General features: G+C 63.3%; 29 protein-coding genes. 15 read left to right on the plus strand and 14 right to left on the minus strand.

Features of this window, described 5'->3' with window-relative positions; all coding sequences use genetic code 11:
* Position 1: 1 nt before the first annotated feature.
* Positions 2–463 carry a MarR family winged helix-turn-helix transcriptional regulator gene (locus VFZ97_08690; protein ID HEX6393504.1) on the minus strand — a complete coding sequence of 154 codons (462 nt, stop codon included), beginning with the start codon at positions 461–463 and terminating at the stop codon, positions 2–4.
* 120 nt (positions 464–583) lie between these two features.
* On the opposite strand from VFZ97_08690, the gene VFZ97_08695 reads away from it, so the two are divergent.
* The 5 genes from VFZ97_08695 to VFZ97_08715 all read left to right on the plus strand — a co-directional run bounded on the left by VFZ97_08695 (position 584) and on the right by VFZ97_08715 (position 4,468).
* On the plus strand, positions 584–1,267 hold the full coding sequence (locus VFZ97_08695; GenBank protein ID HEX6393505.1) for an SDR family oxidoreductase: 684 nt from the start codon (positions 584–586) through the stop codon (positions 1,265–1,267).
* Positions 1,268–1,306: 39 nt separating this feature from the next.
* Positions 1,307–2,248, plus strand: coding sequence for an oxidoreductase (locus VFZ97_08700; GenBank protein HEX6393506.1), 942 nt, complete (start codon positions 1,307–1,309; stop codon positions 2,246–2,248).
* 73 nt (positions 2,249–2,321) lie between these two features.
* Complete coding sequence (locus VFZ97_08705; protein HEX6393507.1) at positions 2,322–2,783, plus strand: MarR family winged helix-turn-helix transcriptional regulator; 462 nt, start codon at positions 2,322–2,324, stop codon at positions 2,781–2,783.
* A gap of 141 nt (positions 2,784–2,924) precedes the next feature.
* Complete coding sequence (locus VFZ97_08710; GenBank protein HEX6393508.1) at positions 2,925–3,893, plus strand: NAD(P)/FAD-dependent oxidoreductase; 969 nt, start codon at positions 2,925–2,927, stop codon at positions 3,891–3,893.
* Positions 3,894–3,937: 44 nt separating this feature from the next.
* Positions 3,938–4,468 (plus strand): DUF4254 domain-containing protein, encoded by a 531-nt coding sequence (locus VFZ97_08715; GenBank protein ID HEX6393509.1) that lies wholly within the window; start codon positions 3,938–3,940, stop codon positions 4,466–4,468.
* On the opposite strand, the gene VFZ97_08720 is transcribed toward VFZ97_08715, so the two are convergent.
* The 5 genes from VFZ97_08720 to VFZ97_08740 all read right to left on the minus strand — a co-directional run bounded on the left by VFZ97_08720 (position 4,426) and on the right by VFZ97_08740 (position 7,689).
* A complete protein-coding gene (locus VFZ97_08720) occupies positions 4,426–5,502 on the minus strand; it encodes a hypothetical protein (GenBank protein HEX6393510.1) in 1,077 nt (358 codons plus the stop codon). The two genes, VFZ97_08715 and VFZ97_08720, sit on opposite strands and share 43 nt — an antisense overlap.
* Complete coding sequence (locus tag VFZ97_08725) at positions 5,499–6,383, minus strand: glycosyltransferase family 9 protein (protein ID HEX6393511.1); 885 nt, start codon at positions 6,381–6,383, stop codon at positions 5,499–5,501. The genes VFZ97_08720 and VFZ97_08725 overlap by 4 nt, the downstream gene beginning before the upstream one ends.
* A gap of 2 nt (positions 6,384–6,385) precedes the next feature.
* Positions 6,386–7,054, minus strand: coding sequence for a 7-cyano-7-deazaguanine synthase (locus VFZ97_08730; GenBank protein ID HEX6393512.1), 669 nt, complete (start codon positions 7,052–7,054; stop codon positions 6,386–6,388).
* Positions 7,041–7,409: a 6-carboxytetrahydropterin synthase QueD gene (gene queD, locus VFZ97_08735; protein ID HEX6393513.1), complete on the minus strand. Its 369-nt coding sequence runs from the start codon at positions 7,407–7,409 to the stop codon at positions 7,041–7,043. Before queD ends, VFZ97_08730 begins: the two co-directional genes overlap by 14 nt.
* Before the next feature lie 100 nt (positions 7,410–7,509).
* Entirely contained in the window at positions 7,510–7,689 is a 180-nt protein-coding gene (locus VFZ97_08740; GenBank protein HEX6393514.1) for a hypothetical protein, read from the minus strand.
* Between the two features lie 517 nt (positions 7,690–8,206).
* Here VFZ97_08740 and VFZ97_08745 point away from each other — a divergent pair.
* Positions 8,207–8,620: an ester cyclase gene (locus VFZ97_08745; protein HEX6393515.1), complete on the plus strand. Its 414-nt coding sequence runs from the start codon at positions 8,207–8,209 to the stop codon at positions 8,618–8,620.
* Positions 8,621–8,675: 55 nt separating this feature from the next.
* Here VFZ97_08745 and VFZ97_08750 read toward each other — a convergent pair whose 3' ends face one another.
* The gene (locus tag VFZ97_08750; protein HEX6393516.1) at positions 8,676–8,897 is read right to left on the minus strand and encodes a hypothetical protein; all 222 of its coding nucleotides are present in this window, start codon (positions 8,895–8,897) and stop codon (positions 8,676–8,678) included.
* A gap of 336 nt (positions 8,898–9,233) precedes the next feature.
* Between VFZ97_08750 and VFZ97_08755 the strand changes: the two genes are divergently transcribed.
* The 3 genes from VFZ97_08755 to VFZ97_08765 all read left to right on the plus strand — a co-directional run bounded on the left by VFZ97_08755 (position 9,234) and on the right by VFZ97_08765 (position 11,197).
* Positions 9,234–9,614, plus strand: a complete 381-nt coding sequence (locus VFZ97_08755) for a hypothetical protein (GenBank protein HEX6393517.1) — start codon at positions 9,234–9,236, stop codon at positions 9,612–9,614.
* A 446-nt stretch (positions 9,615–10,060) separates the two neighbouring features.
* The gene (locus VFZ97_08760) at positions 10,061–10,780 is read left to right on the plus strand and encodes an FAD-binding oxidoreductase (GenBank protein ID HEX6393518.1); all 720 of its coding nucleotides are present in this window, start codon (positions 10,061–10,063) and stop codon (positions 10,778–10,780) included.
* Positions 10,781–10,858: 78 nt separating this feature from the next.
* The gene (locus VFZ97_08765) at positions 10,859–11,197 is read left to right on the plus strand and encodes an STAS domain-containing protein (protein HEX6393519.1); all 339 of its coding nucleotides are present in this window, start codon (positions 10,859–10,861) and stop codon (positions 11,195–11,197) included.
* On the opposite strand, the gene VFZ97_08770 is transcribed toward VFZ97_08765, so the two are convergent.
* From VFZ97_08770 to VFZ97_08800, 7 genes are all read right to left on the minus strand, one after another.
* Positions 11,194–13,926, minus strand: coding sequence for an AAA family ATPase (locus VFZ97_08770; protein HEX6393520.1), 2,733 nt, complete (start codon positions 13,924–13,926; stop codon positions 11,194–11,196). The two genes, VFZ97_08765 and VFZ97_08770, sit on opposite strands and share 4 nt — an antisense overlap.
* Positions 13,927–13,977: 51 nt before the next feature.
* The gene (locus tag VFZ97_08775) at positions 13,978–14,100 is read right to left on the minus strand and encodes a ribosomal protein bL36 (protein ID HEX6393521.1); all 123 of its coding nucleotides are present in this window, start codon (positions 14,098–14,100) and stop codon (positions 13,978–13,980) included.
* Between the two features lie 105 nt (positions 14,101–14,205).
* Positions 14,206–14,499 carry a hypothetical protein gene (locus VFZ97_08780; protein ID HEX6393522.1) on the minus strand — a complete coding sequence of 98 codons (294 nt, stop codon included), beginning with the start codon at positions 14,497–14,499 and terminating at the stop codon, positions 14,206–14,208.
* Between the two features lie 122 nt (positions 14,500–14,621).
* Positions 14,622–17,375, minus strand: a complete 2,754-nt coding sequence (locus tag VFZ97_08785; GenBank protein ID HEX6393523.1) for an AAA family ATPase — start codon at positions 17,373–17,375, stop codon at positions 14,622–14,624.
* Between the two features lie 288 nt (positions 17,376–17,663).
* On the minus strand, positions 17,664–18,383 hold the full coding sequence (locus VFZ97_08790) for a ferredoxin reductase (protein ID HEX6393524.1): 720 nt from the start codon (positions 18,381–18,383) through the stop codon (positions 17,664–17,666).
* Complete coding sequence (locus tag VFZ97_08795) at positions 18,376–18,984, minus strand: sulfite oxidase-like oxidoreductase (protein ID HEX6393525.1); 609 nt, start codon at positions 18,982–18,984, stop codon at positions 18,376–18,378. The genes VFZ97_08790 and VFZ97_08795 overlap by 8 nt, the downstream gene beginning before the upstream one ends.
* 42 nt (positions 18,985–19,026) lie before the next feature.
* A complete protein-coding gene (locus VFZ97_08800; protein HEX6393526.1) occupies positions 19,027–19,182 on the minus strand; it encodes a hypothetical protein in 156 nt (51 codons plus the stop codon).
* 312 nt (positions 19,183–19,494) lie between these two features.
* Between VFZ97_08800 and VFZ97_08805 the strand changes: the two genes are divergently transcribed.
* The 6 genes from VFZ97_08805 to VFZ97_08830 all read left to right on the plus strand — a co-directional run bounded on the left by VFZ97_08805 (position 19,495) and on the right by VFZ97_08830 (position 24,738).
* Positions 19,495–19,821, plus strand: coding sequence for an STAS domain-containing protein (locus tag VFZ97_08805; GenBank protein ID HEX6393527.1), 327 nt, complete (start codon positions 19,495–19,497; stop codon positions 19,819–19,821).
* A 168-nt stretch (positions 19,822–19,989) separates the two neighbouring features.
* Positions 19,990–21,357: a beta-propeller fold lactonase family protein gene (locus VFZ97_08810; GenBank protein ID HEX6393528.1), complete on the plus strand. Its 1,368-nt coding sequence runs from the start codon at positions 19,990–19,992 to the stop codon at positions 21,355–21,357.
* A gap of 117 nt (positions 21,358–21,474) precedes the next feature.
* A complete protein-coding gene (locus VFZ97_08815; protein ID HEX6393529.1) occupies positions 21,475–21,825 on the plus strand; it encodes an urease subunit gamma in 351 nt (116 codons plus the stop codon).
* Between the two features lie 44 nt (positions 21,826–21,869).
* Entirely contained in the window at positions 21,870–22,265 is a 396-nt protein-coding gene (gene ureB / locus VFZ97_08820; protein ID HEX6393530.1) for an urease subunit beta, read from the plus strand.
* Positions 22,262–23,980 (plus strand): urease subunit alpha, encoded by a 1,719-nt coding sequence (gene ureC / locus VFZ97_08825; protein ID HEX6393531.1) that lies wholly within the window; start codon positions 22,262–22,264, stop codon positions 23,978–23,980. The genes ureB and ureC overlap by 4 nt, the downstream gene beginning before the upstream one ends.
* Positions 23,980–24,738 carry an urease accessory UreF family protein gene (locus VFZ97_08830; protein HEX6393532.1) on the plus strand — a complete coding sequence of 253 codons (759 nt, stop codon included), beginning with the start codon at positions 23,980–23,982 and terminating at the stop codon, positions 24,736–24,738. Before ureC ends, VFZ97_08830 begins: the two co-directional genes overlap by 1 nt.
* The last annotated feature ends 9 nt before the right edge of the window (positions 24,739–24,747 follow it).

A 24,747-nucleotide genomic window follows, 5' to 3' on the forward strand; every position in this document is an offset into this window, starting at 1 on the left:
CTCAGTGCCGGTCTTGTAGTCGACTGGCGATCGCGGACAGGGCGTCGGCAGCGTCCTTCGTGGCCGGTCGGTCGACGTGATCGAATACAAGAGCCCTGACGCTGGAGATGTAGACCCGCCTGGCCGCCTTCAGCTTCCGTAGACCGGCCACAGTTAAGCTGGCCACGTTGCCACGGCCATCCAAAGCGCTGGCGCGCTTGGTGACGAAGCCGCGCGCTTGAAGATCGTCGACCAAACGAGTCATACGACTGCCGGATAAACCAGTGGCGTTGGCGAGATCGGTCATCCGCAACTCACCGTCGGGAGCTTCGGACAGCGAGACCAGCGTCTGGTACTCGTTTGCATTGATGCCAGTGGCCCGCACCAGATGATCATCCAGGTGGCGAGGGATCGTCAGCACGATCCGCATAAGCGAACGCCAGAACTCCTCTTCGGTCGTGCTCAGCGGGTCAGCCTTGGCCATCAGAGCAGCTCACCGTTCTGACGACAACAAGCACCTTGACATGAACCGAATTGTAGGAGTAGATATTTGCTTGTGCAAGCAGTGATACCGTGGCTGAGTTTCACAGAGGAGGGTTCGATCATGAGCAATCGGATAGCAATCGTCGTCGGCGCTGGTAGCGGTGTCGGCCAGGCGACAGCTCTGGCTCTACGAGGGGGCGGGCTGACCGTGGTCGCGGTAGACCGGAACGAAGCTGGGCTTAAAGAGCTTCCAGATGGGATAAACACAGAGGTGGCTGATGCCACCGACCCGGGCGTGGCTGGACCGCTCGTGGACCGCATCGCAGCAGATATGGGCACGCCGGACGTTCTCGTCAACACGATCGGCACTTTCGAGGCCGGCGACGCTCTGTCAGTGACACCGCAGACCCTGAGGCAGCTGACGGACGTAAACGTCGGCACAGCGCTTTGGCTGACTCAGGCCGTGGTGCCTCACATGCAACAAAAGGGCTCGGGCGTCATCGTCCACGTATCAGCCCGCCAGGGGATCGAACCCACCGCCGGCTACGCCGCCTATGGAGTGAGCAAGGCCGCTCTGGTCCACCTCGTCCGTACCCTCGACGTCGAGCTGCGCCCGAGCGGAATACGGGTCAACGTCATCGCCCCGCAGATCATCGCAACTGCCAAGAACAAGGCGATGTTCCCGCCCGAGATGCTGGTCGGTGCCGTCGAGCCCGAGGCGATTGCCGACGTCATCGCCTTCCTGGTCAGCGATGCGGCGGGCCCTGTGAGCGGAGCAGTAGTGCCAACCTACGGTGGGTCATAAGCCAATGGCCCGGGGATCCGGGCCGCAAACGAGCCATCAATGGACCGGGCGGCCGGGCGCACTCGGACGTACTCGGACGTGACCGGCCCGCGAGCAGACCTCGAATCCGCTGGGACGTTCGCCGTCGGTCAATGGAGGGTGAACAGGATTGGATACGGTGCGATGCAGCTCGCCGGCGACAACGTTTTTGGACCGCCCCGAGACCGCGACGAAGCCTTGCGGGTCCTAGCAGCCGCCGTCGAGAGTGGGATCAACCACATCGACACCGCTCAGTACTACGGGCCGGCTGTCGTCAACGAACTGATCCGCCAGGCGCTCTACCCGTACCCTCGGAACTTGGCCATCGTGAGCAAGGTGGCGGCTCGACGCGATGACACTGGCGCGGTCTTGAAGTACGACGAGCCGGAACAACTGCGGGCCGGCATCGAAGAGAATCTGACAACGCTCGGTGTCGAGCGTATCGCCGCGGTGAACCTGCGAGTAATGGACGGATCCAGACCAGGCGAGCGGTTCGATGCGCAGCTAGCCGCTCTCACCGAGGCTCGAGATCAAGGACTGATCGACGGTATCGGGCTGAGCAACATATCGATAGACCACCTTCGGAGAGCTCTCGACCAGACGGATGTTGTCTGCGTCCAGAACCTGTTCAACCTGGCCGATCAGCGCTCTTCCGACGTCCTGGACGAATGCAGTTCGCGCGGCATCGCCTTCGTGCCGTTCTGCCCGTTGGGCTGGCCGCGTGGTGTTCAGAACGAGATCCTTACGAGTCGGCTTGTTGCCGAGCTGGGTGAGCGGCTGGGCGCGACTCCGGCCCAAATCGCGCTCGCGTGGCTGCTCGACCTGGCACCTAACGTCCTTCTTATCCCCGGCACCAGGACGCGCCAACATCTGACCGAGAACATCCGAGCTGGTGGTGTCGAGTTCGACGATGCCGCCCGAGCCGACCTAGCTCGCCAATTCCCGACCATCGGCGCGGAATAGCAGCGCTGCCCTTATCCAACTATTGCTCCTAAAAGCAAGTTATGCTCGAGCCGAAGTGGCGAACCTTGAGCCGATGACCCCCACTGAAGAGATGTTCTGGCGGTCGCTAATGCGCATCGTCTTGAGCTTGCCTCGGCTCCTGCATGACGACATGGTTCGTGCTGCCGGACTGACGGCCAGTGAGTACACGGTCATCATGAACCTATCTGAAGCGCCTAACCGGCAGCTGCGAATGTCCGATCTGGCGATCGCCACTGGGTTGTCTCCGAGCCGGACGACGCGCCTAGTTGATGGCCTTCAGTCACACGGGATGGTAGTAAAGCGAGCTAGTTCCGCTGATGGGCGGAGCAACCTCGCCGAGCTGACGGCTCAGGGCCTGAGCAAACTCCGGTCCGCATGGCCGGCACATCTAACAAGCGTGCGCGGTCGGGTCCTCGACCACATCCCTCCTGGCACGCTCGCCAAGGCGGCCCAAGCGTTGGAAGCAGTAGCCGCACAACTGGATGACCAGCCTGTCGGCGCCCCTCAACCTTGATCTCCGGCGGCGACGTGCTGCGGAAGTCTCTTTCGGCTCGGTCTCTTTCGGCTCGGCTCTCGAGGTAGTTGCAGCCATTCGTGGATGAGTTCACTAACAACCGAACAGGATTCCCGGGATACCATTTCGGAGGATCGCAGGATGTCCGAACGTCAACACGACTTGGTGATCATCGGAGGCGGAACGGCCGGAGTGAGCGCCGCGCTCGAGTGTCACGACATACAGCTCGACGTCGTCTTGCTCGAAGCCCGCCCAGTGCTCGGCGGCCAACTGGTCGAGATCGACCACCCGGTCCGCAACGTCGCGACCGGTCGCTACGCGAACGGGCCTCAACTGCAGGCGGGCCTGCAGGCCAGCGCCGAGGACCTTGCCGATCGGGTAATGACCGACCACGCCGTAACAGCCGCCAACGTCGCAGAAGGGTGGGTTGAGGCGGGCGGTCGACGGGTTCGGGGTAGAGCGCTGCTAATCGCCAGCGGGAGTGCGCCCGAGCATCTACCCGTTGCCGTCGAGGGCGCTTTCGGAGGAGATGTCACTTACCACGTTGAGAACGATCCGGACCACTTCGCCGGGCGGCCGGTAGTGGTGATCGGAGGCGGCGACAGCGCAACCCTCGACGCTTTGTTTCTGGCTTCGAAGGGGTCCTCGGTGATCCTTGCTCACCGCGCCGAGTCGTTGTCGGCCAGGCACGACATCGCCGCTGGGGTGCGCGCCGAGAAGCGCATCGAAGATCTGCCCGGGTGGGAGGTCGACTCGGTTAGCGGTGGTGAACGTCTTGAAGAAGTCGTATTGATGAACCACGCTACGGGCGCGCGCAGGACGGTGCCCGCCGGTGGCTTGGTGGTCAAGATCTCTCGGCGCCCGTGCACCGAGCCCTTCCGTGGCCAGGTGGACCTGGATCGCAGGGGGTTCGTCCGGACGGACGGCGAGTTGCGCTCCTCCCGTCGCGGCGTGTTCGCGGCCGGCGATGTGGTCAGCGGTTCCTACTGGCGGGTGTCGAATGCCCTGGGTCACGGTTCGCTCGTGTCCCGGACGATCCTGCGCTACCTACAAGGGCAGGACACCGAACCCGTGGATCGCGGGGGACTTGACGACCGGACCGGCCCGTGACTTCTGCGAGGGCGCTACCGAGGGCGGGTGATCTCGTTGCCCGCATGGAGCGGACGGTGATGGGGGAGCGGGGCGTATCAGGGTTCGCAGCGCAGGCCGATGGGTTGGGCTGGGCCAGGCTCGTCGATGATCTGGTGGGATCCAATCTGCGTCAGTGGGATCTGGAGGATGCGACTCGCGTCATTGGCGCGAACGACTCAGTCGTCGCCGGCGCAAAGCGGGAGATCGACCGGCTCAACGTCCGCCGCCATCGGCTCGTACAGGAAATCGATGTCGCGATAGACGCCATCCTGGACCAGCCGGCTTCGGCTCCCGTCGCGACCGAAAGCCCTGGCATGGTTCTTGACCGCCTGTCGGTGCTGGTCATCAGGCGGGCTCGAACTGCAACCGCGTCCGCGCGCGACCCGGCCTTTGCCGAGTGGATCCCTGCGCTCGATTCACAAGTCGCCGACTTGTCCGCCGCATTCGACCGTTACATGGACGAGCTGTCCACGGGAGTCCGCCGGTTCGTTCGCTACGAGTCGTTCAAACTCTACGGGGCTTCGTCCGCAGCGCCGGCCTCGGAAAAAGAGTGAAGCCGGTACCCTCCCCGATTGAATCCGCAGCACACCCGGCCGCCCACCTCCGCCACGTGGGCGATCCCCAGGGACGCGCTGGCCAGCGGTGCGCTCGAGCACTGACTGACGCCGCTGCGAGGATCCACCAGATGCAGAGAGCCCGTGCGGCCGGCAGCAGCCAAGCGCGGACCCATCGGCGTCGCGGCCACCCCGCCGGTACCCCATGCGACGTCGTCCGGCATCGGCCCGCGCACGACGGTCCTGCCGTCCGCTGGATCCAAAGCGGCGAATCCGCCTCCGGTTAGCTGCTCCCAGTCGTAGTCGTCGGCCGCGCCGCCCCGGCTCGGCCCGACGGCCCACAGCGCCCCGCCATGCCAGGAGATTGTCGCGACCCGAAACTCGACCTCCGCCTCCCACCGGGGCCTCCCCACCTGACCGCCGGCCAGCGGAACTAGAGCAACATGTCCGTCGCCTCCTATGGCGACGAGCGGATCCCCGTCGGAGGGCACGACCCCGAGAGCGGTCACTTCGCCGAACGCCTTCGCACCAGCCTTGGCGGGAATCTCTGCTCCGTCGGCAACCGTGTCGAGGGGTCCGGTGAGGAGGACGCCGATCGCGCCATCAGATCGTGGTGCCGAGCCCACGAGGCGACCGGTCACCGCGACGGTTCGCTCGACGTCCGCCATAAAAGACCAATTCGCAGATGGCTCGACGAGACCACAGCCGGTGTAACCCAGAAGGTCGGCCCGCCGGAAGGCGCGAACGGTTCCCAAGTGGTTCAGGACCACGAGGAGCCCGAATTCCGGCAGGTCGAGGATGGCGTGCACGTCGAGGTCGTACTGGGACGGCTCGTCATCGCCCGGGAAGAGTGTCGTGCCGAAGACGGCCAGGGGGCGCAGAGACGTGTCCGCAAAGACGACGTTGCGCCCAAGATTGTTCCAGCAGACCAGGTCGCCAAGGCCGACGACCCGGCCGATCCCTTCCGGTTGGCTGTTGCGCACGCCGGTGTCGGCGGCCGAGTCGACGGCCCTGTGCAAGATCCCGTTGATCACAGGAGCTCCCGAAGCAGTGCGACGGCGTCGTCAGGTCGGGTGGCCGCCAGGCATGGTGAGCTCGAGGGGCAGACCCGCGGCCGTGGCTGAAAGTTCCGAAGGCTGACTCTTTCGTTGTATGCGTATCTGGTCTCGGCGTCGAGGCACGAGTCGGTGCAGGCGTCTCCGCGCAGCGCCGCGCTGTGCGTCCACGGCCGTATGTACACAGAGTTGAGCCTGCAGATGGTGACGGTCGGTGTTCCTTGTTGAACCGCAATGTGGGTGAGCCCGGTGTCGATGCCGATCACCCCCTGACACGCAGACAGGACGTCGACCGCGACCGCCGGCGTGGGCGCTACCAGTCCGGGAATGCCTGCTGGGGATGACCCCTCCGTTTTGAGGACCATGGCGGTGTCGTGTCCTTCGGCGCGAAGCATGGCGTCCACGGCCTTCCAATGGCGGGCCGGCCAGACCTTGTGGGCGCCGTCCGTCTCGTGGACCAGCAGCACGGTGCTGCTCAGATCGGAGCGAGGATCTGCGCGAAGCGGCCTGGGGCGGCTGAAGTCGGCCTCGATCCCGAAATCGACGCAGATGCGCTCGAGGATGTCATTGATGTTGAGTCGACCGAACTGCGCCTCGAACGCAGCCGATCCCCACCAGAAGTCGCGTTGGAGCGGATGATCACGCAGGTCGACGATCCGGTCACCGGGACCGCACGTCAGCTCGGCCTCTTCTACGACGCCTGCCAGACCGGAGATCCGTTCGGCGAGGAGCCGTTGGGAGGATGCCCGCGCGACCAGCCACACCGGCTGGTCGCTGTCTATGAGGGCTTGGATCGCAGGAAGGGAGACCACTAGGTCCCCCAGCCCGTAGGACACCGGGGCGATAAAGGTGCGGCCCATGTTCAGCCCGAAGCGTAGGTGGGCCGATCTTCGAGGCCCGCCTCTGCGAAGGCCTTGCGTCGCTCCGCGCACTTGTTGCAGGCCTGGCAATGGTTGTCGCCGACGGGCGCCACGCAGGAGAACGTGTGCTCGAGAGGTAGGTCGCGACCGATAGCCAGCACCTCGGCTTTGGTCATTTCGCCGAACGGAGTCACCACTTCGAGCTCGTGGTCGAGTGCCATTCCAGCCAGGCGGGCGACTCCAGAAAGAAACTCGTGGCTGCTGTCTGCGAACGGGTTGCCTCGAAGTGTCCCGAGGGCAATCCGCTGTATCCCGTGCAGTGCGCACCAAACGGTGGTCTTGGCCAGCAGCAGCAGGTTGCGTCCCGGCAGGTACACGGCCTCGTCAGCAGTGGTGTCATCCGGCGTGTCGGTCCCCGAGACGCTCCAGTGCGTTCCGTAGACGTCGGAGATGGGAAGCTCTAGGACGGTGAGCGACCGAATGCCGGGCCGGTCCGCAAGCGAGCCGAGGTAGCGCCGGAGATGTGCCTCCTCGACCTGCTCCCACGTCAGTCCGAAGCGGATATAGACGGGATGCACGACGTTGCCGCGCGCGGCCTGATCGGCCAGGAGTATGGCGCTGTCGACGCCTCCGCTGGCCAGGACCACCACTTCTCGGTCATGGCCCGTCAAGGTCGCCTCGGTACACGCACCCTGACGCGCACGTCTCGCGGATGACGACTTGGGAGAGGTCGGGGACGGCCGGCCGGAGCCGGTCCCATATCCATTTGGCGAGGACCTCGCTGGTGGGGTTGTCGAGCCCTTCGATTTCGTTGAGGTAGTAGTGATCCAGGCAGCGGAGGAGAGGTTCCATCGCGCACGACAGGTCCGCGAAGTCACGGACCCAACCGGTATTGCTCCCAACGGGTCCTTCCACGTGGACCGCTACCCGATAGGAGTGACCGTGCAGGCGCGCACATTTGTGGCCCGGGGGTACGTGGGGGAGCCGATGGGCTGCTTCGAAGGTGAACTCCCTGAAAATCTCCACCGCGCCGCGTCCTCCGTTTGTCAGGTTGAGTCCACGAAAACCGAAGCGATCATATGGCTCGCCCGCACCCCGCTGCTGAACCGGACGTCTCCGGACGTCGTTAGGGGCTCCCACCCATCCGCTCGACCATGAATTCGCGGTCGACGCCGTGCTTTTCGGCCCACTGCAAGAGCTGATCGAGACTCACGGGATCGGGTAGCTCTGATCGGGCCGGATCGACAAGATCTGTGAGCCCGCATCTCTTAAGAGTCGCGACTACCTCGTCGACTGGCATATCCATGAACCCACGGTATCTGTCGTCGCTCCTCGGCCGTGATCCCCTTCTCGACATAGGCGGGCTCGGAGGTAGCCCAAAGCGCGGGTCGAGTCACGGTAGGCACCGTCGGCGGTTGCCGCTACTTCCTCGCTATGCCGCAGTTCCTGTCTCGCTACCCGGATCACCGGACGCACTCGGGGTCGAAAGCTGCGAGATAACCATGATTTCGGCAGCAGTCCTCAACTCCGAGTTGAAGCGAAGGGGCCCCCAAGGCGCGGACGCCGCCGGATCCCATCCCGGAGCCCTTCGAGTCTTTGCCCATCGCCGCAGCCGATCAAGGCTCACCGTCGACCCCTCCTTTTCCCAGCAAGCTCCCTTAGCTGGTCTACGACGGATGATGCCCGCGGCGGGTCACTATGACCACCACCCAAGGGCAATTTTCAAACAACTGGGCACACCGGAAGGATGTTCCTGAACCGTCATCCAAGCGCCGGCTCCGTGACGAAGTACCGATCGACGTTCAAGCGAAACGGAGGGATCGGTGTCCGAAGCGACCGAGGCGGTTGTCCGCCGCTTCTACGAGGAGATGAACAACGGCCGGCGACTGGAGCTGGCGCCGGCGCTGTTCAGCGCCGACCACACCATGCACGACCCGCAGGTACCGACCCCCGACGGCCCGGAAGGGATGGCCGCGACGGTGAAGGTCTACCAGGAAGGCGTCGAAGGCCACTGGCAGATCGAGGACATCTTCTCCACCGGCGACAAGGTCGTGGTGCGCTGGACCGGCTCGGGCACCCACGTGGCTGAGGTCAACGGGATACCGCCGACCGGCAATAAGGTCCAGGTAGATGCGATATCGATTCACCGCATGGCCGACGGGAAGATCGCGGAGACCTGGGAGGTATGGGACACGCTCACGTTCCTCCGACAGATCGGCGTAATTCCTGAGGGTTAAGCGGCTTGGCATCTGCGCCGGGGCAACACAGACCCGCGGCCCGTGGAAGTGACTCTCAAGCTGCGTGCGGGGCGACCTCGTGGAGTTCGACGACCTCGACTTTCCTGACAAAGAGGTCGGCGCCTTCACGATCGAGCCATAGCGAATCCACCTCGCCTCGACCGGCTGAGATCAGCTCAACGTCGTCGAGCTGAGAACCGTCGGCGAGCACGACTGCGACCCGGTACCCCTCCAGATGGCGGAAGCGTGTCGCCGTGTCAATCTCGCTGCTGCTCATCGTCATACCTCCCTCCACGCAACTTGTCGATCACGCATTGCAACCTGGCAAGTCCAGTCGGACATTCCCGATGTGACATTTGTCGTCGCCAGCTCGAAGGGAACCTCGAAGGGAAGTCGGCGCTTTTTGACCGCGCGAGTGGGGGATTCGAGATGGAGCGTTGATCCCTAGTCGATCCATCGGAGCGTTGATCCCTAGTCGATCCATCGGTCCAGTGCTCCACGCTGCGAATCCGCGACCGACCATAGTGCGAGCGCTGCAGTTGGCGGGAGTCTACCGATACTTCTGCCCTGCAGCTGGTAGCACCGGAGACGAAGCGGCCTAGTCTGGGTTGGGATGAAGCATCGCTCCAAGGTGTCGACACTGCCGGTCGTGCCGGGGGCCCTAGGCGAGGCCGATTTGTTTCAGGAACGTCGCACTGTCGTAGAAGAGGTACTCCTCGATTATCTTGCCCTGTCGCCAGCGCGCAGTGGTCGAGAAGAAAACATCGAATGGCTTGCCGGTGGGCTGGACGACACTGCCATCTGGAAGTTCGAGAGCTCCGCTAAACGTTCCGGTGAACCGCGTGACAAAGCCGGTGCAATCGTCCTCGCCAAAGAGGAGATCGTACGGATATGCGTCACTTTGTTGTTGGGGAACGCCCGACAGAACCTTTCCGATTCTGCTCGGTGGTCCGGCCCTCCGAGGGTTGGCGTGGATTGCCTGTCGGGCCAGTAGACCACTACGTGGTCGGGGTCGTGATAGGCGTCGAAGGTGTCCCAGTCTCGAGCGTTTCAGGCCTCGTCGAGGGCGTACATCCGCTCGATGTTGGTTGTAGGGAAAAGCCGTCACGGACTGCCCACGCCCGGCAGGGCCACGTCGGTCATCGTCTTCATTTCGTCGGTCGTGGGCACTTGGAACATCCCTTCCTTCGCTGCTGGTTACCGGCCGCAACGGTACGGTTCCCGCCCTCTTCCAAACATCAGTCGATTGACTACCAGGACAAGCACAGCATGGTGAACTCGGCCGGCTAGCCGAGTGGGAAATTCCAGTCACATAACTGACCCCTTTCGCGATTCTCCGTCGTAGGATGGGGTAGCGCGAACCAGTCAGTCATAGACCATTCGTCGATACGCGCGGTTTCGGTTGACCTGACATCGTTGACTCCTACTAAGAGGGCCTTTATGTCATCTACTGCCCGGGACATAGGGCAATGGGAAATGGCCACGGTCTTGAGCACTGATCCCGAAGCGTCGCGAGCGAAGGTGCTCCGACTTCGGCTGCCGGAGCCGTCGAACCATCTCGCCGGTCAACACTACGTTGTTCGTCTGACCGCCCCCGACGGGTATACAGCGACACGCTCTTTTCCGGTGGTATCGCCACCGGATCGGTCTACTGATATTGAGATCGCCGTCGAACGGATTGCCGCGAATGAAGTATCGATGTTCCTCAACAAGGACGTGCAGGCGGGGGACCAGCTCGAGGTGCGGGGTCCGATTGGCGGGTGGTTTGTGTGGCCTGGAGACACTCCAGCGCTGCTCCTGAGCGGAGGGCGGTCCGCTCTTTTCCCCATGATCGCGATGCTCAGGCTTGCACGGCGAACCGGAGCTTCCGACCTCATCCGTCTCGTCGTGTGCGTAGGGAGTCCAGAAGGGCTCTACTTCTCGGGTGAACTGCCGGGCCCTGAAACGTCGATCGTCTACACGAATCGCGCTCCAGACACAGCGGGTCGACCGCCGGGTCGTCTAAAGAAACACGACGTACCGATCATGCCGACGGGTGCGCTCGCGTTCATCTGCGGCTCGTCGTCATTCACTGATCGAGCAACCGAGCTTGTTACGCGGACCGGCATCCCGGTTGGGCAGATAAGGACGGACCGGTTCTCTTCGTCAGGCAGTCACTAGCCACAGCAGCAGACCAGGCGCCCAGAACGGATTGTCGGCGAGCGTGATGATCGAGAGCGGAGCGCTGTTTTGCTGAGGGTGCAGCAGGAAGCATCATCGAATGGCATAGCCGTGGTATCTGTCGCTGGAACGCTGGACGCCTCCACTGTGGGCTCGTTCCGTCAGGCCGTCGCAGAGACGATCTCGTCCGAGGATTTGGTCATTGACCTGTCGAGACTCGTCTTCATTGATTCGTCAGGACTCGGCGCGTTGGTGGGCGTTATCCGACGAGTCCGAGAGTCGGGTGGTCAAGCTGCCGTCGCGTGCAGTTCACCCGTAGTAACTCGCGTGCTTTGCAGTGCTGGCCTGGACAGGATCGTCACCGTAAGCGAGTCCCTCGACGAGGCAACTGCCGCTCTCGCGAGCGCCGGAGGTTAGTGCAGGACCCGGTGAAGCTGACCCCGGGAGGTGATGTCTAGTTTGGCGAATACCTTGCTGAGGTGATACTGGACAGTGCGTGCGCTTATGAACAGCCGAGCGCCTATCTCCGGGTTGGACAGGCCCTCACCTGCCATCCGGGCGACCTGCGCTTCCTGAGGCGTGAGCACGGTCGTTGAGCCAACGTCGCGCTTGCGGGCGGTTTCACCGGTAGCGAGCAGCTCACGTCTTGCCCTTTCAGCGAAGGCCTCCATGCCTATCTCCACAAGCATGTCGTGCGCGACTCGAAGCTCCGACCGGGCGTCGGTCCGTCGCCGCTGTCTGCGCAACCACTCGCCATATACGAGATGAGCACGGGCGAGCTCTGTTCGGAGGGGGGTTCGCCCGAGGCGCTCGATGGACTCGAGATATAGACGCTCGGCCTCATTTCCGTCGATCAACAGCGCGTGCGCACGGGCGTGAACTCCGGCTGCCCAGTCGGATCGTTGATCGGTGACTTCCGTGAGCCTCTCATAAGTCTCGGCGGCGGTGTCACGGTTTCCGGTCCGCGCCGCCGCTTCGATCAGCTCGACCAGGGCCCAATTCGCGAAGCCCACACCCCATCGATCCTCGGTCGCCCGCAAGGCTGCGCGCAGCGCGTCTTCGTATCGGCTGAAGCCGTTGTTCAGAACCGCCCTCGCCCACTCAGCTGCGGATATGGCAAGTCCCTGACCTCGCAGCGAGGCATGGTTGAGCGTGGCTTCGATCAGCCGCGATGCCTCTGCTTCGTGGCCACTAAACGATGCGACGCACAACGCTCCGTACGGCGGGAACTGGATTTCCGTGGCTTCCACGGCCACTTGAATCTCGTCGACCAGTGCTGTCGCGGCTGCCAAGTCACCGGCCATCACGAGCACCTGTGCTCGCGCGCTGAGCGCGAGCGGCAGCTCGCTGAGCGCCCCAAGCTCACGCGAAAGCCGAGCCCAGCGCTCGGAGAGTGCCAACCAACGCTCCTCGCTACGGATGTGCATCGTTGCGACGTAAGCCAGCGGGAGCCACCGGAGTTCCTCATCTGGCGACATGCCATCCCCGAACGAAACTACGGCGCGCCGCAGGATCTCCAAGCCCGAGATATATCCGTGGTTGAAGCTCGCGGCGAGCCCGGCTATTAGCAGATCGGCTTCATTCCCCAGATCGGTTCCTCCGCCTGCCTGACCTGCAGCTTCGGCTACTGCCGGCACGTCGGCGCCAGGACTGGCCAATCGGCCGGCAAAGAGGGCGGCGATCATGGCGTCCCGGTAGGTAGCCCGGGCAAGATTGGGATCGGTTGTCTCGAGCCGCTTTGCGGCCTTGACCAGCAGCAACGGAGCGTCATTTCCGCGACTCATCACGAAGGCGAGCCGTGCCTGCATCAGGTCCACCCGCGCGCGTTGGAGTTCGTTGAGTGGTCCAGCTAAAGCGATCGCGAGGAGGTCCATCGCGTCGCGCAGGGCACCCGCACCGACTTTGGCCTCGGCAGCAGTGATCGCCCGGATCGCTCGCTGAGTTGGATCCGGTGTCAGCCTGGTGGCTCGCTCCAAGAAGGCCGCCGCCGCCGCCATGCCTCCGCGAGCCCTTGCCCTGCCTGCAGAGCTCTCGAGCTCGGCGGCTACGTTCTCGTCAGGAACTGCCGACGACTGGGCCCGATGCCAGGCTCGGCGATCAGGGTCGAGCGCCTCGTCAGTAGCGTCAGCCAGCGCCCGATGGACGTTTTGCCGCTCCTCGGCGGACGCCGAGCGGTACACGGCCGAACGGACGAGCGGATGGTGGAATCGAACCCCATTGGAGAACTCCACAAGGTCCGCCTGGTGTGTTGGCTTCGCTGCGGCGGCATCGATCCCGAGCCGCTCGGCGGCTCGCCACAGCAGCCCGAGGTCACCGACCGGCTCGGCGGCGGCAACTAGGAGCAGGCGTTGGGTATCGAGCGGAAGAGCCTCGACTCGCCGGCGAAAGCTCTCCTCTATGCTTTGCGAGAGCGCGACTGCGCCCGGTAGCCCGAACCCCCCGGCTAGTTCGCCGGCGGTCAAACCCCTCGGGAGCTCCAACAGCGCCAGCGGATTGCCACCGGTCTCGATGATGATGCGGTCCCGCACCTGGGCGTCCAACGGCGCGCTTAAAACCGAATCGAGCAGTTTTCGGGCCGCGTCCTCCGCCAGACCTTGGACCAAAAGCCCGGGCAAACCCGCCAGCTCCTGATTGGGAATGCGAGCCGCGAAGACCAACCCCAGCGACTCGGCACCCAGGCGGCGGGCCACGAATCCCAGTACCTGAGACGAGGCACCATCAAGCCATTGGGCATCGTCGATCAGGCAAACGAGCGGCCTCTTGTCTGCTGCCTCGGACAGCAGACTCAACACCGCTAACCCCAGCAAGAACCGATCGGGCACAGCGCCTTGAGTGATCCCAAACGTCGTTTTCAGGGCGTCACGCTGCGGTTCCGGAACTAGCTCCAGGTGGTCGAGAACGGGCGCGCACAGCTGGTGCAACCCCGCAAAGGCCAACTCCATCTCGGACTGGACGCCCGCCGAGCGGACCACCTGGCAGTCCCGCGCCTCGCCGACCAGGTATTCCAATAAGGCCGTCTTGCCGACACCCGAATCGCCATGAACGACCAGCGACCGACTCTCTCCTCCCCGAACAGCCTCGAGAAGATCCACGAGAACCCTACGTTCCGCGTCGCGGTTCGCGAGTTGTCCGGGTCGCACCCCCATCGGAAGCCCTAATCCGGACGATCGGTTAGGTGCTTCTACCCAGGTTGACTGTCACCCCTGGCGGGTCTTCCACCGGGGGGTCTTCTTGTTTGAAACGAACGTTCGACCTTTCCGCCGCACGACCACCGAGCCGGCCTTTTGCTTGAGGGACTTCAGCGAACTTCTGACCTTCATGACGGCAACCCTTCCTGGAGTGGTTACACCTCACCCGTGTGGGATCGTATCTCCGGGACGGCGCTACTTCTCAGTCCAGGATGTCTTTCAGCCTTGGTCAGCAGATCAAAGGGTGGGGTTGGCCATTACGAGGTTGCCGATCTCGGCGATGCGCTGCTCCGGCTCACCTCTCAGACCGCCGTCGATCGAGGTGTGTAGCGACAACTTCTCGGTAAGAAAGCTTTCGAGCTGGTCGCTTGATTCCCACACCCCGGCAATCAGCACGCCCCCGTCAGTGGGTCCCGCCGCGTGATACGCCTCACCCTCGGGAAGGCCATTCGGGCGCCAAAGGATGGAGGCGGTTGTGTAGTACTCGTCCATCGAGGCACCGGGCCAGAACTGCGTGACAAGGTAAGCCATATCGCCCCAATCCTGGGTCGCGTCTTTGGCAAGCAACATCAGTCGAACGACTTTTACTCATGCCGATGCCTGTCCTTGTCGCAGCCACCATCTCAGCGGAAGCAACCTAGCGAGATCACGTCTCAGGTGAGGACCCGTCCGAGTTGGTTCCGTGAGTTGACCCCGAGCTTGGCGAACACCTTGCTCAGGTGGTACTGCACGGTGGGTGGACTTATGAACAGACGCGCGCCAATCTCCGGGTTAGACAGACCTTCGCTCGCCAGCTGCGCCACCTGCGCTTCCTGTGCCGTCAGCTGGCTCCGGGTATCAGCAGCACGCTTGCGGACGGACGCGCCGGTTGCTTGCAATTCACGCCGCGCCCGCTCCGCGAAAGCTTCCATGCCCATCGAGGTGAAAAGCTCGAAGGCGGAGCGCAGGGTCTTGCGACAATCGGCGATCCTTCCGCTGCCGCGCAACCACTCGCCGTACAGCAGCTGGGCACGGGCGAACTCGCCACGCACTCGGGTCCGACCGAGCCGGTCTATCGCGTCTCTGTAGGCCTCCTCGGCGTGATCGTCCGTGCTGAGCAAGGCGCGGCAGCGTGACTCTATGCCGAGAGCCCAGTCTGAACCGGCGGCCTCGGTAGTCTCGCTTAGACGACGAAATGCCTGGGACGCAGGCTCGATCTGACCGATGCGTGAGCCCGCTTCGACCAACTCGACGAGGACACTCCAGGGTTCTACACCCATGACCGGTGGATACTGGCTCGCTTCGCGAGCCGCTTCCATAGCTTCCGCGTGCCGTCCCAGGCTGTTGCAGAGAAGCGCTTTCGCGAACCCGGTGACGATCAGCCCAAATCCCTCGCCCCTAAGCACGAGGTCAGCAACCGTCCGATCGATTAACCCGTCGAGTTCATCAGCGCCGCCGCGCCAGGCCGCGAGCAGCACCGCCCCGTACGAAGCCACGGGAATACCTGTGGCTTCGCTTGCAGCCTCGAGCTCGCCTAGCAATAGGTTCGCTCTGTCCAACTCGCCCATGATCACATGAGCGCCCATGCGCGATGTGAGCGCGATGGGCAGCGTGGCGAGGGCCCCAGCTTCTCGAGCGATTCGAACGTGACGAGCCGTCTCCAGAGTTGCTTCGTCCCAGAAATTGCCTGCCAGAATGTGGGCGAGCCATAGCCAGCGCATCTCGTCGGCGGAGAGAGTCGACGAAGCAAAGGCTTCAAGCGCTTCCTTCAGGAACGGAATTGCGGCTGCGTACCCGTCCGTGAACCTGACCGCCAAGACATCCAGGAGGAGGTCCGCAGGGCTCGGATGGTCGGGGGCTGCAGGCCCAAAGCGCACCGCCTCCGCGACTTCCCGAACGCTGGTTCCAGTGCTCAGATGGGCCCCGAACAGCGCCGCTAGAAACGCATCGAGAAACGTCTCTCGGGTCAATCTGCGGTCGAACTGCTGCATCTGTCCGGCGGCTTTGAGCAGCAAGGAGACTACGTCCCCGCCCCGGTTCAGAGTCAGCGCAATCTGGGCGCGAAACAGGTCGAGTTTGGCGCGTTCGAAATCGCTGGTAGGACCTGCCGCTGCCACCTCTAGAAAGACGAGGGCTTTCTCTGGTGCGCCGGCCTGGTGTGCCGCGTCAGCTGCAGCCAGCGCGCGCTGGGAGCGCCGCGAGGCGTCTGGCGTCAGGTCCATGGCCTTCGCGAGGAACGCGGCTGCTGCGGCTAGTCCGCCGCGTCCCTGCGCCCGCTCGGCCGACGATTCCAAATCGCGAGCTACTTCCTCGTCGGGACCGTCGGCTGCCTGCGCCCGGTGCCATGCTCGGCGGTCGGGATCCATTCTCGGGTCCGTAGCCTCGGCCAAGACCCGGTGCGCTTCCTGACGCCCTTGATCCGAAGCGGACCAATAGATAGCCGAGCGAACGAGTGGATGCCGAAACCGGACGCGCACCCCGAACTCGACGAGGTCGGCGTCGATCGCCGGCCTCGCCGCCGTAGCCGCGATGCCCACGAGCCCTGCGGCTCGCCACACCAGCACCGGATCACCAACCGGGTCTGCCGAAGCCAGGAGAAGGAGGAGACGACTATCGGGCGGGAGAGCTTCGGCTCGCTGTCGGAAGCTCTGTTCGATTGTTTCGGAAACATCCACCGCGCGGGGAAGCGTGAATCCCCCCGCCAGCTCCGTCGCCGTCAGACTCCGTGGCAGCTCCAACAGGGCCAACGGGTTGCCGCGTGTCTCGGCGACTATCTGGTCTCGGACTCGCGGTTCGAGCGGGCCGGTGAGTACCGAATCCAGCAGGGCGCGGGCATCTTCTTGCTTCAGGCCCCCAATCTCCAGGCTCGGCAGACCCGCGAGCTCACTGCCAAGCGTACGAGTCCCGAAGACCATACCGACGGACTCGGCTCCCAGGCGCCGGGCCACGAAGGCGAGAATCTGCGCCGAGGGCCCGTCGAGCCACTGTTCGTCGTCGATCAGGCAGAGCAGCGGCTGTCGAGAGGCCACGTCCGATAGCAAGCTCAACGTCGCGAGACCGACCAAAAATCGGTCTGCCACGGGCAGAGGACTCATGCCGAACGTCGTGCGCAAGGCGTCCCGTTGCGGACCGGGGAGACTGGCCAGGTGCTCGAGCATCGTGACGCACAGCTGGTGCAACCCAGCGAACGGGATCTCCATCTCCGACTGGACCCCGCTGCAGCGCCCGATACGGCACTCTGAAGCTCGACCCCCCAGGTACTCCATCATGGCTGTCTTGCCCACTCCGGGCTCGCCGTGCACCACGATTGCTCGGCTCTGTCCCTCGCGGACCGCCTCTAACAGACCGTCGAGAAGGGCACACTCATCTACGCGGTCTGTCAGGTTGAGTGGGCGTCTCCGACTTAGGGATGCCGAGGGCACCGGCACGGGACAACCGTAGATCGACAGAGGCTGCTTGGCGGATTTTGCGTCGAACGACCTAGGTGCGTTGCTGATCAGAGCGCCTATTCGGACGTATCTTCTCGCAGCAGAGTCTGGAGATTGGTGTTCTCGCTTGCTAGCTCTACCTCCGCGTTTTCGACGGCCTCATCAAGCCATTCGAGCAGCGTTTCGATCGACATTTTTCACCTCGCCCTGAGATGACCGTTTGCGCATACGGTACGAACATCGATAGCTGTCCGGCGTCGGTCGGTTGACTGCGTTCGTCGCCGGGGCTTATCCCGAGGGGCCGAACTTTTCGATTCGCAACTCTTCGGCGGGAATGCCAGACGCGAGCAACAGGTCGCTTGCCGCCTCGGCGAACGACTCTGATCCGCAGACGTAGACAGTTCCATGCTCTGGCAGAAGAGGGACGTCGTCTAACGTCAGTCGTCCGGGGGGACGGGGACTGCCCGCGGGAGCCGAACGCGTGTATATGACTGTCGTTTCGGGACCAGAGATTTCGTCGGCGTAATAGAGGTCTTCGGGACGGCGGACCGAGACAAGCAGGCGAACGAGGTCGGCGACCCCAGTCCGCCGTGCGAGTCTCAGCATCGCCATCAACGGCACCACGCCCGAACCGCCACCGATGAGGAGAGCAGGGGTGTTTCCCCGCCACACGAACCAGCCGCCAATCGGGCCCCTAAGATCGAGCTCATCCCCAGGGAGCACCTCGTCGTGCAGGAACATCGAGACTTCCCCCTCCGGAAGGCGCTCGACGGTAAGTTCGATCTCGGCTGAGCCATCAGGCGGCGAAGCGACGGAGTATGAACGAGATGCCGTGTAGCCGTCGGGGGCAGTCAACCGGACTATGTAGTGCTGACCTGCGAGATGTGCTGACGGCTTGGGGAGTCGCAGCCGAAAGGTCTTCGCCGTAGGAGTCTCTGGGCGGATGGCCACCACCCTGGCGGGGTGGTACGGCCCGGAAACCCGACCTTCCGCAGTTGGGTCAGTCACCGTCATATCTTTGCTCGCGCCACGGATCGCCATAGTTGTGGTAGCCCCGGACTTCCCAAAATCCGGGCTCGTCGTGGTCGAGCACGCGCAGGCCAGCGACCCATTTCGCGCTCTTCCAGAAATACAGGTGCGGAACAAGCAGGCGAGCGGGGCCGCCGTGCTCTCGAGCGAGAGGCTGGCCGTCGGCTTCCCAAGCCACCCACGCTTGGCCGCCGGTCACGTCCTCAATTGGAAGGTTGGTGGTATATCCGGTGTGGCAGAAGGCGACCACATGGGAAGCGGTCGCCATCGGAGCGGCGGCAGCCAGGAGAGTATCGACCGATACGCCCCGGAAGGTCATTCCGAGTTTGGACCAAGCGGTGACGCAATGAATGTCCCCGTCATAAGTCGATCCCGGCAGTGCTTGTATCTCGTCCCAGCTCCACGTAGTCGGATTCTGCACGAGCCCTTCCACCCTGAACGTCCAAGTCGACGTATCGAGCCGCGGGGTCGGCTCCGCGGTCAACACCGGCCACGATGGCCCAATGTCGTACTGGCCCGGTGGAAGCCTCGGATCTCGCTGTCCACCGCTGCGTCCACTGAAACCCCTGGTGAATCTCACCGTGATCGCCTCCTTAAAGCCAACGTCCAATAGTTGGGGCGGCTACTCCTTCTCGGCGTCCTTTTCGCCCATCGAGTCAGGCGCACCCATCGCGTCGTGACTGCCCATCGAGTCAGGGGCGCCCATTTTGTCGTGGCCGCTCATCGCGTCGTTACCGCCTTGCTCCTCGTGGTCCCAAGTCTGCTCCGGATTGCTCATCGTTTCAGGATTTTCCATCTTTTTCTCAGAATCTCGGGCCATGTCGTTGATCTCCTTTCGAGGCAAGGGACGACATCTGAGGCGGGAACGAATGCTCCCCGGAGGCCGTCCGGAGCTTCAGACTCCCCCAGGAGCACGTTCGCCCACATCAGTCATATGGCGGTATCGCCACTCGGTGGAACTCGCCCTGCCGGCCCGAGGCGCCCGAACGACGTCGAGCGAAGTCAGTCGGTGTACCGATGCGACCTTCGAGCTGCTTCCGCACAATGGCCCGCGAAGGGGGTTCGGCGCCGAGCAAGGAGTCACGACGCAATGATCCAAATCGAAAACTGTCAGGACAAGACGACAGTCCTCCGGCTATCGGGGGACCTGGACCTGATCTCGTCGTTTCACCTGCGGCACGTCGTCTACGACATTCTCGAACCTGGCCTTGATCTGGTGATCGACCTAAGGCGGGTCCGCACGATCGACGCGGTAGGCGTGAGCGCGTTGATCGGTTCTGTTCGACGCGTGCGAGCTTCGGGTGGGAGAGCACGGGTCACTAACGCCAAGCCGCGGGTGCGATGGCTGTTTCATACCTTGGGAATGGAGCAACTCGTTGAACCCATAGCGATGGTGCAACGGCCGGGCGTTGCGTGACGCGACTTAGCCGCCGGTCCGTCTTGCCACACATGAAGTCGTTCGACTGATGCTCGGGGGCCCTCCGATGAGCATCCTCGAAGGGAAGGGCGCCTTCCCTCGGACACGCATCTGGAGGTCGGGCGTCGATATAGCTGGGCATTAGCCCGACGTTCAAGGAGAAAGCGAATGGCGACAGAGGAACCAACGATTCCCCAAGCAATGATGGCGCGACCCGGTCACGACGAAACGCAGTCCGGCGGGGTGATGTCCCCCCAGGATCAGATGATGTCTCGGCAGGGTCAAATGATGTCAGCCGGGCACCTGTACATGCAGACGAACGAAGTTCATAACTCGATAGTTCACTTTGTGCGTGCTCCCAATGGGGCGCTCACCGAGGTGGAGCGAGTCGCAACTGGCGGTTCCGGGTCGGGAACGTTCAAACCGATCAGCGGGCAGGAGAGCGCTCCGAACGCTTTCGAAGGAGCAAAAAGTGTCATCGTCTCTCCTGATCGGCGGTTCCTCTTCACAACCAACGCCGGGGAGAACTCCGTCTCGAGCTTCTCTTTAGGCGAAGACGGAAAGCTGTCGCTCATCGACGTGAAGCGAACAGGCAATATCGTCGATCAGACATATGGTGTCCGCACGAACCTCCGGAGTGGCACGGCCAAGGCGCTCGCCTTCTTGCCTTCGCACGGAACTCTCTACGTCCTTCACTCGTTCGGACCGAACCATGTGACCTTGATGTCCGTCGACAGCGAGGGACAGCTGACCGCTCGACCCGAGTGCTACACCGCTAATACCCCCGACAAGCCCTACCGCGTCGCAACGACACTAGCGATCTCACCCGACGAAAGGTTTGTCATCATCGGCACCACGTTTGATCAACCTGCGGAAGCCAATCCGGACGGCTCACCCATCCTGTGGGTGAAGGACGAGGAGGGGAACCCGCGACTCGTCGCGTCGAACGCTCCCGACCCAGACGGCCTGGTGGTATTCAAGGTCGAGGCGCACGGCACCCTGAGTGAGCCGTCGTTCCAGGATGGGGGCGGTGGATCCCCCTGGTACCCGCTCTTCCTGAACAACCGACCTGACCATTTCTTGATCGGTTACGCGGTGGGCGACGGCGTGGCTCTAGCTAAGATCGACGAGGATGGCCAGGTATCAACCGGCCCGATCGCCCCGTTGGATACCACCCTCGGAAAACCTGCAGAGCTCTGTTGGCTGTCCATTTCGCCGGATGATCGTTGGGTGTTCGCCACCAACTTCGGTTACGGATACCTTACGAGCTTCCGCCTCGAGGGCAACGTGCTTACGAAGGCCAAGGACCCAGCCTGCCCGGTGGTCCCGGGAGACGGCACATTTCGGGGCCTCGACGGGACGATAACGAGCGGACCGAGCGACAACTGGTTGTGCCCGCACGGCGCCTACCTGTACCAGATCTACGGGAACGCTTCGAAGCTCGTCGGTTATGCCGTGCATCCCGACGGGTCGCTCGAGGAGGTCACCAGCGCCACGATCCCCTACAACAGCCCTCAGGGCCTCGCCGGCTGGTAAACCGCGACCGCCCACTTAGTCGATCGAGCTCGGCTGGCCCTGTCAATTGCTCTCACAGGGCCAGCCGGGCGGTCACCGCGGTGAGCCGACCGAAAACGCCCGATCTGGAGAACCAGAATGAACCCCCGCCACAACAGCGCTCGCATCGAAGCGTTCGCCTCGTCGTTGATGCTCAGCCCGCGAGAGGTCGAGAAGCTTCTCATATACCAAGTGGCTGAGTTGGCCCGAAGGCGGAAAGGACGAGGCCTGAAGCTCAACTTTCCGGAGTCGATCGCGCTAATCACCGACGCGCTCCTAGAAGCAGCCCGCGATGGGAGATCGGTGGCTGAAACGATCGAGCTCGGCAAACAGGTGCTGACGCGGGGCGAGGTGATGGAAGGAGTCGCGGAGATGCTCAACCTGGTTCAGGTAGAGGCGACCTTCCGGACAGGAACACAGCTCGTGACGGTTTCAGATCCGATTCCGTGAGCGGCCTAGAACACGGTCAACGACAAGAGGCGAGGAGAACGATCATGATCCCGGGCGAGTGGCTCCTTAGTGACGAGCCGATAGAGATCAATGCAGGGAGGCGTGCCCTGCAGCTGCCGGTCCGTAACACAGGCGATCGGGCGATCCAGGTCGGCTCACATTTTCACTTCTTCGAAGCCAACCGAGCCCTGGATTTTGATCGACCCGCAGCGCTGGGTATGCGCCTCGATGTCCCGTCAGGCCAGTCCATAAGGTTCGAGCCCGGGGATGAACGTGACGTCAACTTGGTCGCGTTCGGTGGAACCGGGACGATAATCGGATTCAACGGCCTTCTCGAGGGGGCTGTCTCTGCAAGCTGGACCGCGCAGCGGGCAAAGGATCAGGCGGCCTTGCTCGGCTATCGCGGAGCGCGTCACCAGTCGGAGGAAGTCGCGATATGAGCGTCGTATCCAGGCAGCAATACGCCGCCCTCTACGGACCCACCGTCGGCGACCGTTTCCGCCTGGCGGACACGTCCCTGATCGCAAAAGTCGAGCGGAGTCTCATTCTCCCCGGGGAAGAAGCGATTTACGGGGGAGGGAAGTCCGTGCGTGACGGGATGGCTCAGGTCCCCGGACTTCGGAACGCTGACGGTGCCCTTGACCTTGTCATCACCTCGGTGATCGTCATGGACCCGATCTTGGGAATCTTGAAGGCAGACATCGGCGTCACGGACGGGCGTATCGCTGGAATCGGTCAGTCAGGGAACCCGCACCTGCAAGACGGCGTCGACCCACGCTTGATAATCGGTGCGGGCACCGAGGTGATAGCTGGAGAGGGTCTGGTGGCGACACCCGGGGCGGTCGACACGCACGTGCATTTCCTCACTCCCACTCAGATACCCCATGCGCTCTCGAACGGCGTGACCACGCTGATAGGCGGCGGAACGGGTCCCGCAGACGGCTCCAAGGGAACCACGTGCACTCCCGGCCCGTGGAACATCGAGAGGATGCTCGAAGCGACCGCTACTCTCCCGGTGAACATCGGCCTTCTCGGGAAAGGCAACAGCAGCAGGCCGCAATCATTGATCGAACAGCTCGAAGCAGGGGCGTGCGGACTGAAGGTCCATGAGGACTGGGGCGCAACCGCCGCGGCTCTCGACTGCGCCCTTTCGGTTGGCGACGAGTTCGACGCGCAGATAGCCCTACATGCCGACACCCTCAACGAGGGGGGTTATCTGGTCGACACCATCCAGGCGATCAACGGCCGGGCGATCCATAGCTACCACACCGAGGGTGCAGGCGGCGGCCACGCCCCCGACATGATGGCGATAGCTTCGCTACCAAACGTTCTCCCGTCCTCCACCAACCCGACCCGTCCATACACAACCGATACCACGGACAATCTCTTTTGGATGACGGTCATCACCCACCACCTGAACCCCGGCAACCCGGAAGACATCGCGTTTGCACAGTCCCGGATCCGCGCTGAAACCGAAGCAGCAGAGGACGTGCTGCACGACATGGGCGTGCTCAGCATGTACTCGTCCGACTCACAGGCGATGGGTCGAATCGGCGACACCGTTGCGACGTGCTGGCGGACCGCCGACAAGATGAAGACGATGGTCGGCAGCCTGGATGGCGATCCGTCCGACAACGACAATCAGCGGATACTGCGCTATCTCGCCAAGCTGACGATCAACCCGGCAGTCACCCACGGGATCGGCCACCTGGTGGGATCGCTCGAGACCGGAAAGGTCGCTGACATCGTGCTGTGGCCGACGAACACATTCGGAGTCAAGCCCAAGCTGGTAATCAAGGGCGGCCTGGTGAACTGGGCGACGATCGGAGACGCCAACGCATCGATTCCGACGCCCGAGCCCGTTCAGTTGCTCCAGATGTTCGGCGGACTCGGCAAGGCCGTCGGGCGCACGTGTTTGACGTTCGCCTCCCAGGCGGCGGTCGATCGAGGGCTAAAGGATCGTCTTGAGCTGGACCGGTGGATCGAGCCGGTGAAGAACTGCCGAACGATTGGCAAGGCCCAAATGGTCCGCAACAGTGCCACCCCAGAAATTAGCGTCGATCCCGAGACCTATCAGGTTACGGTCGACGGCCGGTCGGCGACCGTCGGCCCAGCGGAAACCGTGTCTCTATCACAGCTCTATTACCTCGTCTGATGCTGGCGGGTAGGAGCGTCACGACGGTCGTCCCTCCCGGCGTCTCCGGTCGCTCCCTCGCCAGCCTCGTCTCTCTCCTGCAGCTCGCCGACTCAGCCTTCCCTACCGGCCGGTACACGCAGTCGTTCGGGCTCGAGGCTTACGCACAGGCGGGGGTTCTTGCTTCCGATAGCCCGGCGTCACTTCTATGGTGGCTCCTGACCGATTCGCTGCGGCTTGGCATGGCTACATCGGACGGCGCCGCGCTTGTGTGTGCCCACCGGGCCGTCGACGGAGCCGGTGGTTTCGATCTCGAAAAGATCCGGACCGCGGACCTTCGCCTCTCTGCGGTCAAACTCGCGCGTGAGTCACGTGAGGCCTCGGTCCGCATCGGACGTGCTCTCCTCAGTATCGCGGCATCGGCCTTCAAGGAGGCGGACATCTCCGACGTGTCTCGGCTCGTTAGCAGCGGCGGGTCGCCCGGCAACCACGCCGTTGTAATGGGCGTGCTCAGCGCCAAACTGGGTGCGCCGTGCGCGGAGGCGGTCGTCGCCGAGATGTATTCGTTCTGTTCGAACTGGGTGGCCGCAGCCGTCCGACTCGGGCTGACTGACCACGGAGCGGGGCAGCGGATCCTCCATCTGGCGGGCCCGGTCATATCAGATGCCTCGGTCAAGGCGATGTCCGCCGAGATCGACGACATTTCCACCTGCACACCGCTAGTTGACGTGATGTCTACGCACCACGAGCAGTCAGCGGTTCGCCTCTTCTCCAGCTAAGGATCCACC

The organism is Acidimicrobiales bacterium (assembly GCA_036378675.1).
Taxonomy (GTDB): domain Bacteria; phylum Actinomycetota; class Acidimicrobiia; order Acidimicrobiales; family Palsa-688; genus DASUWA01.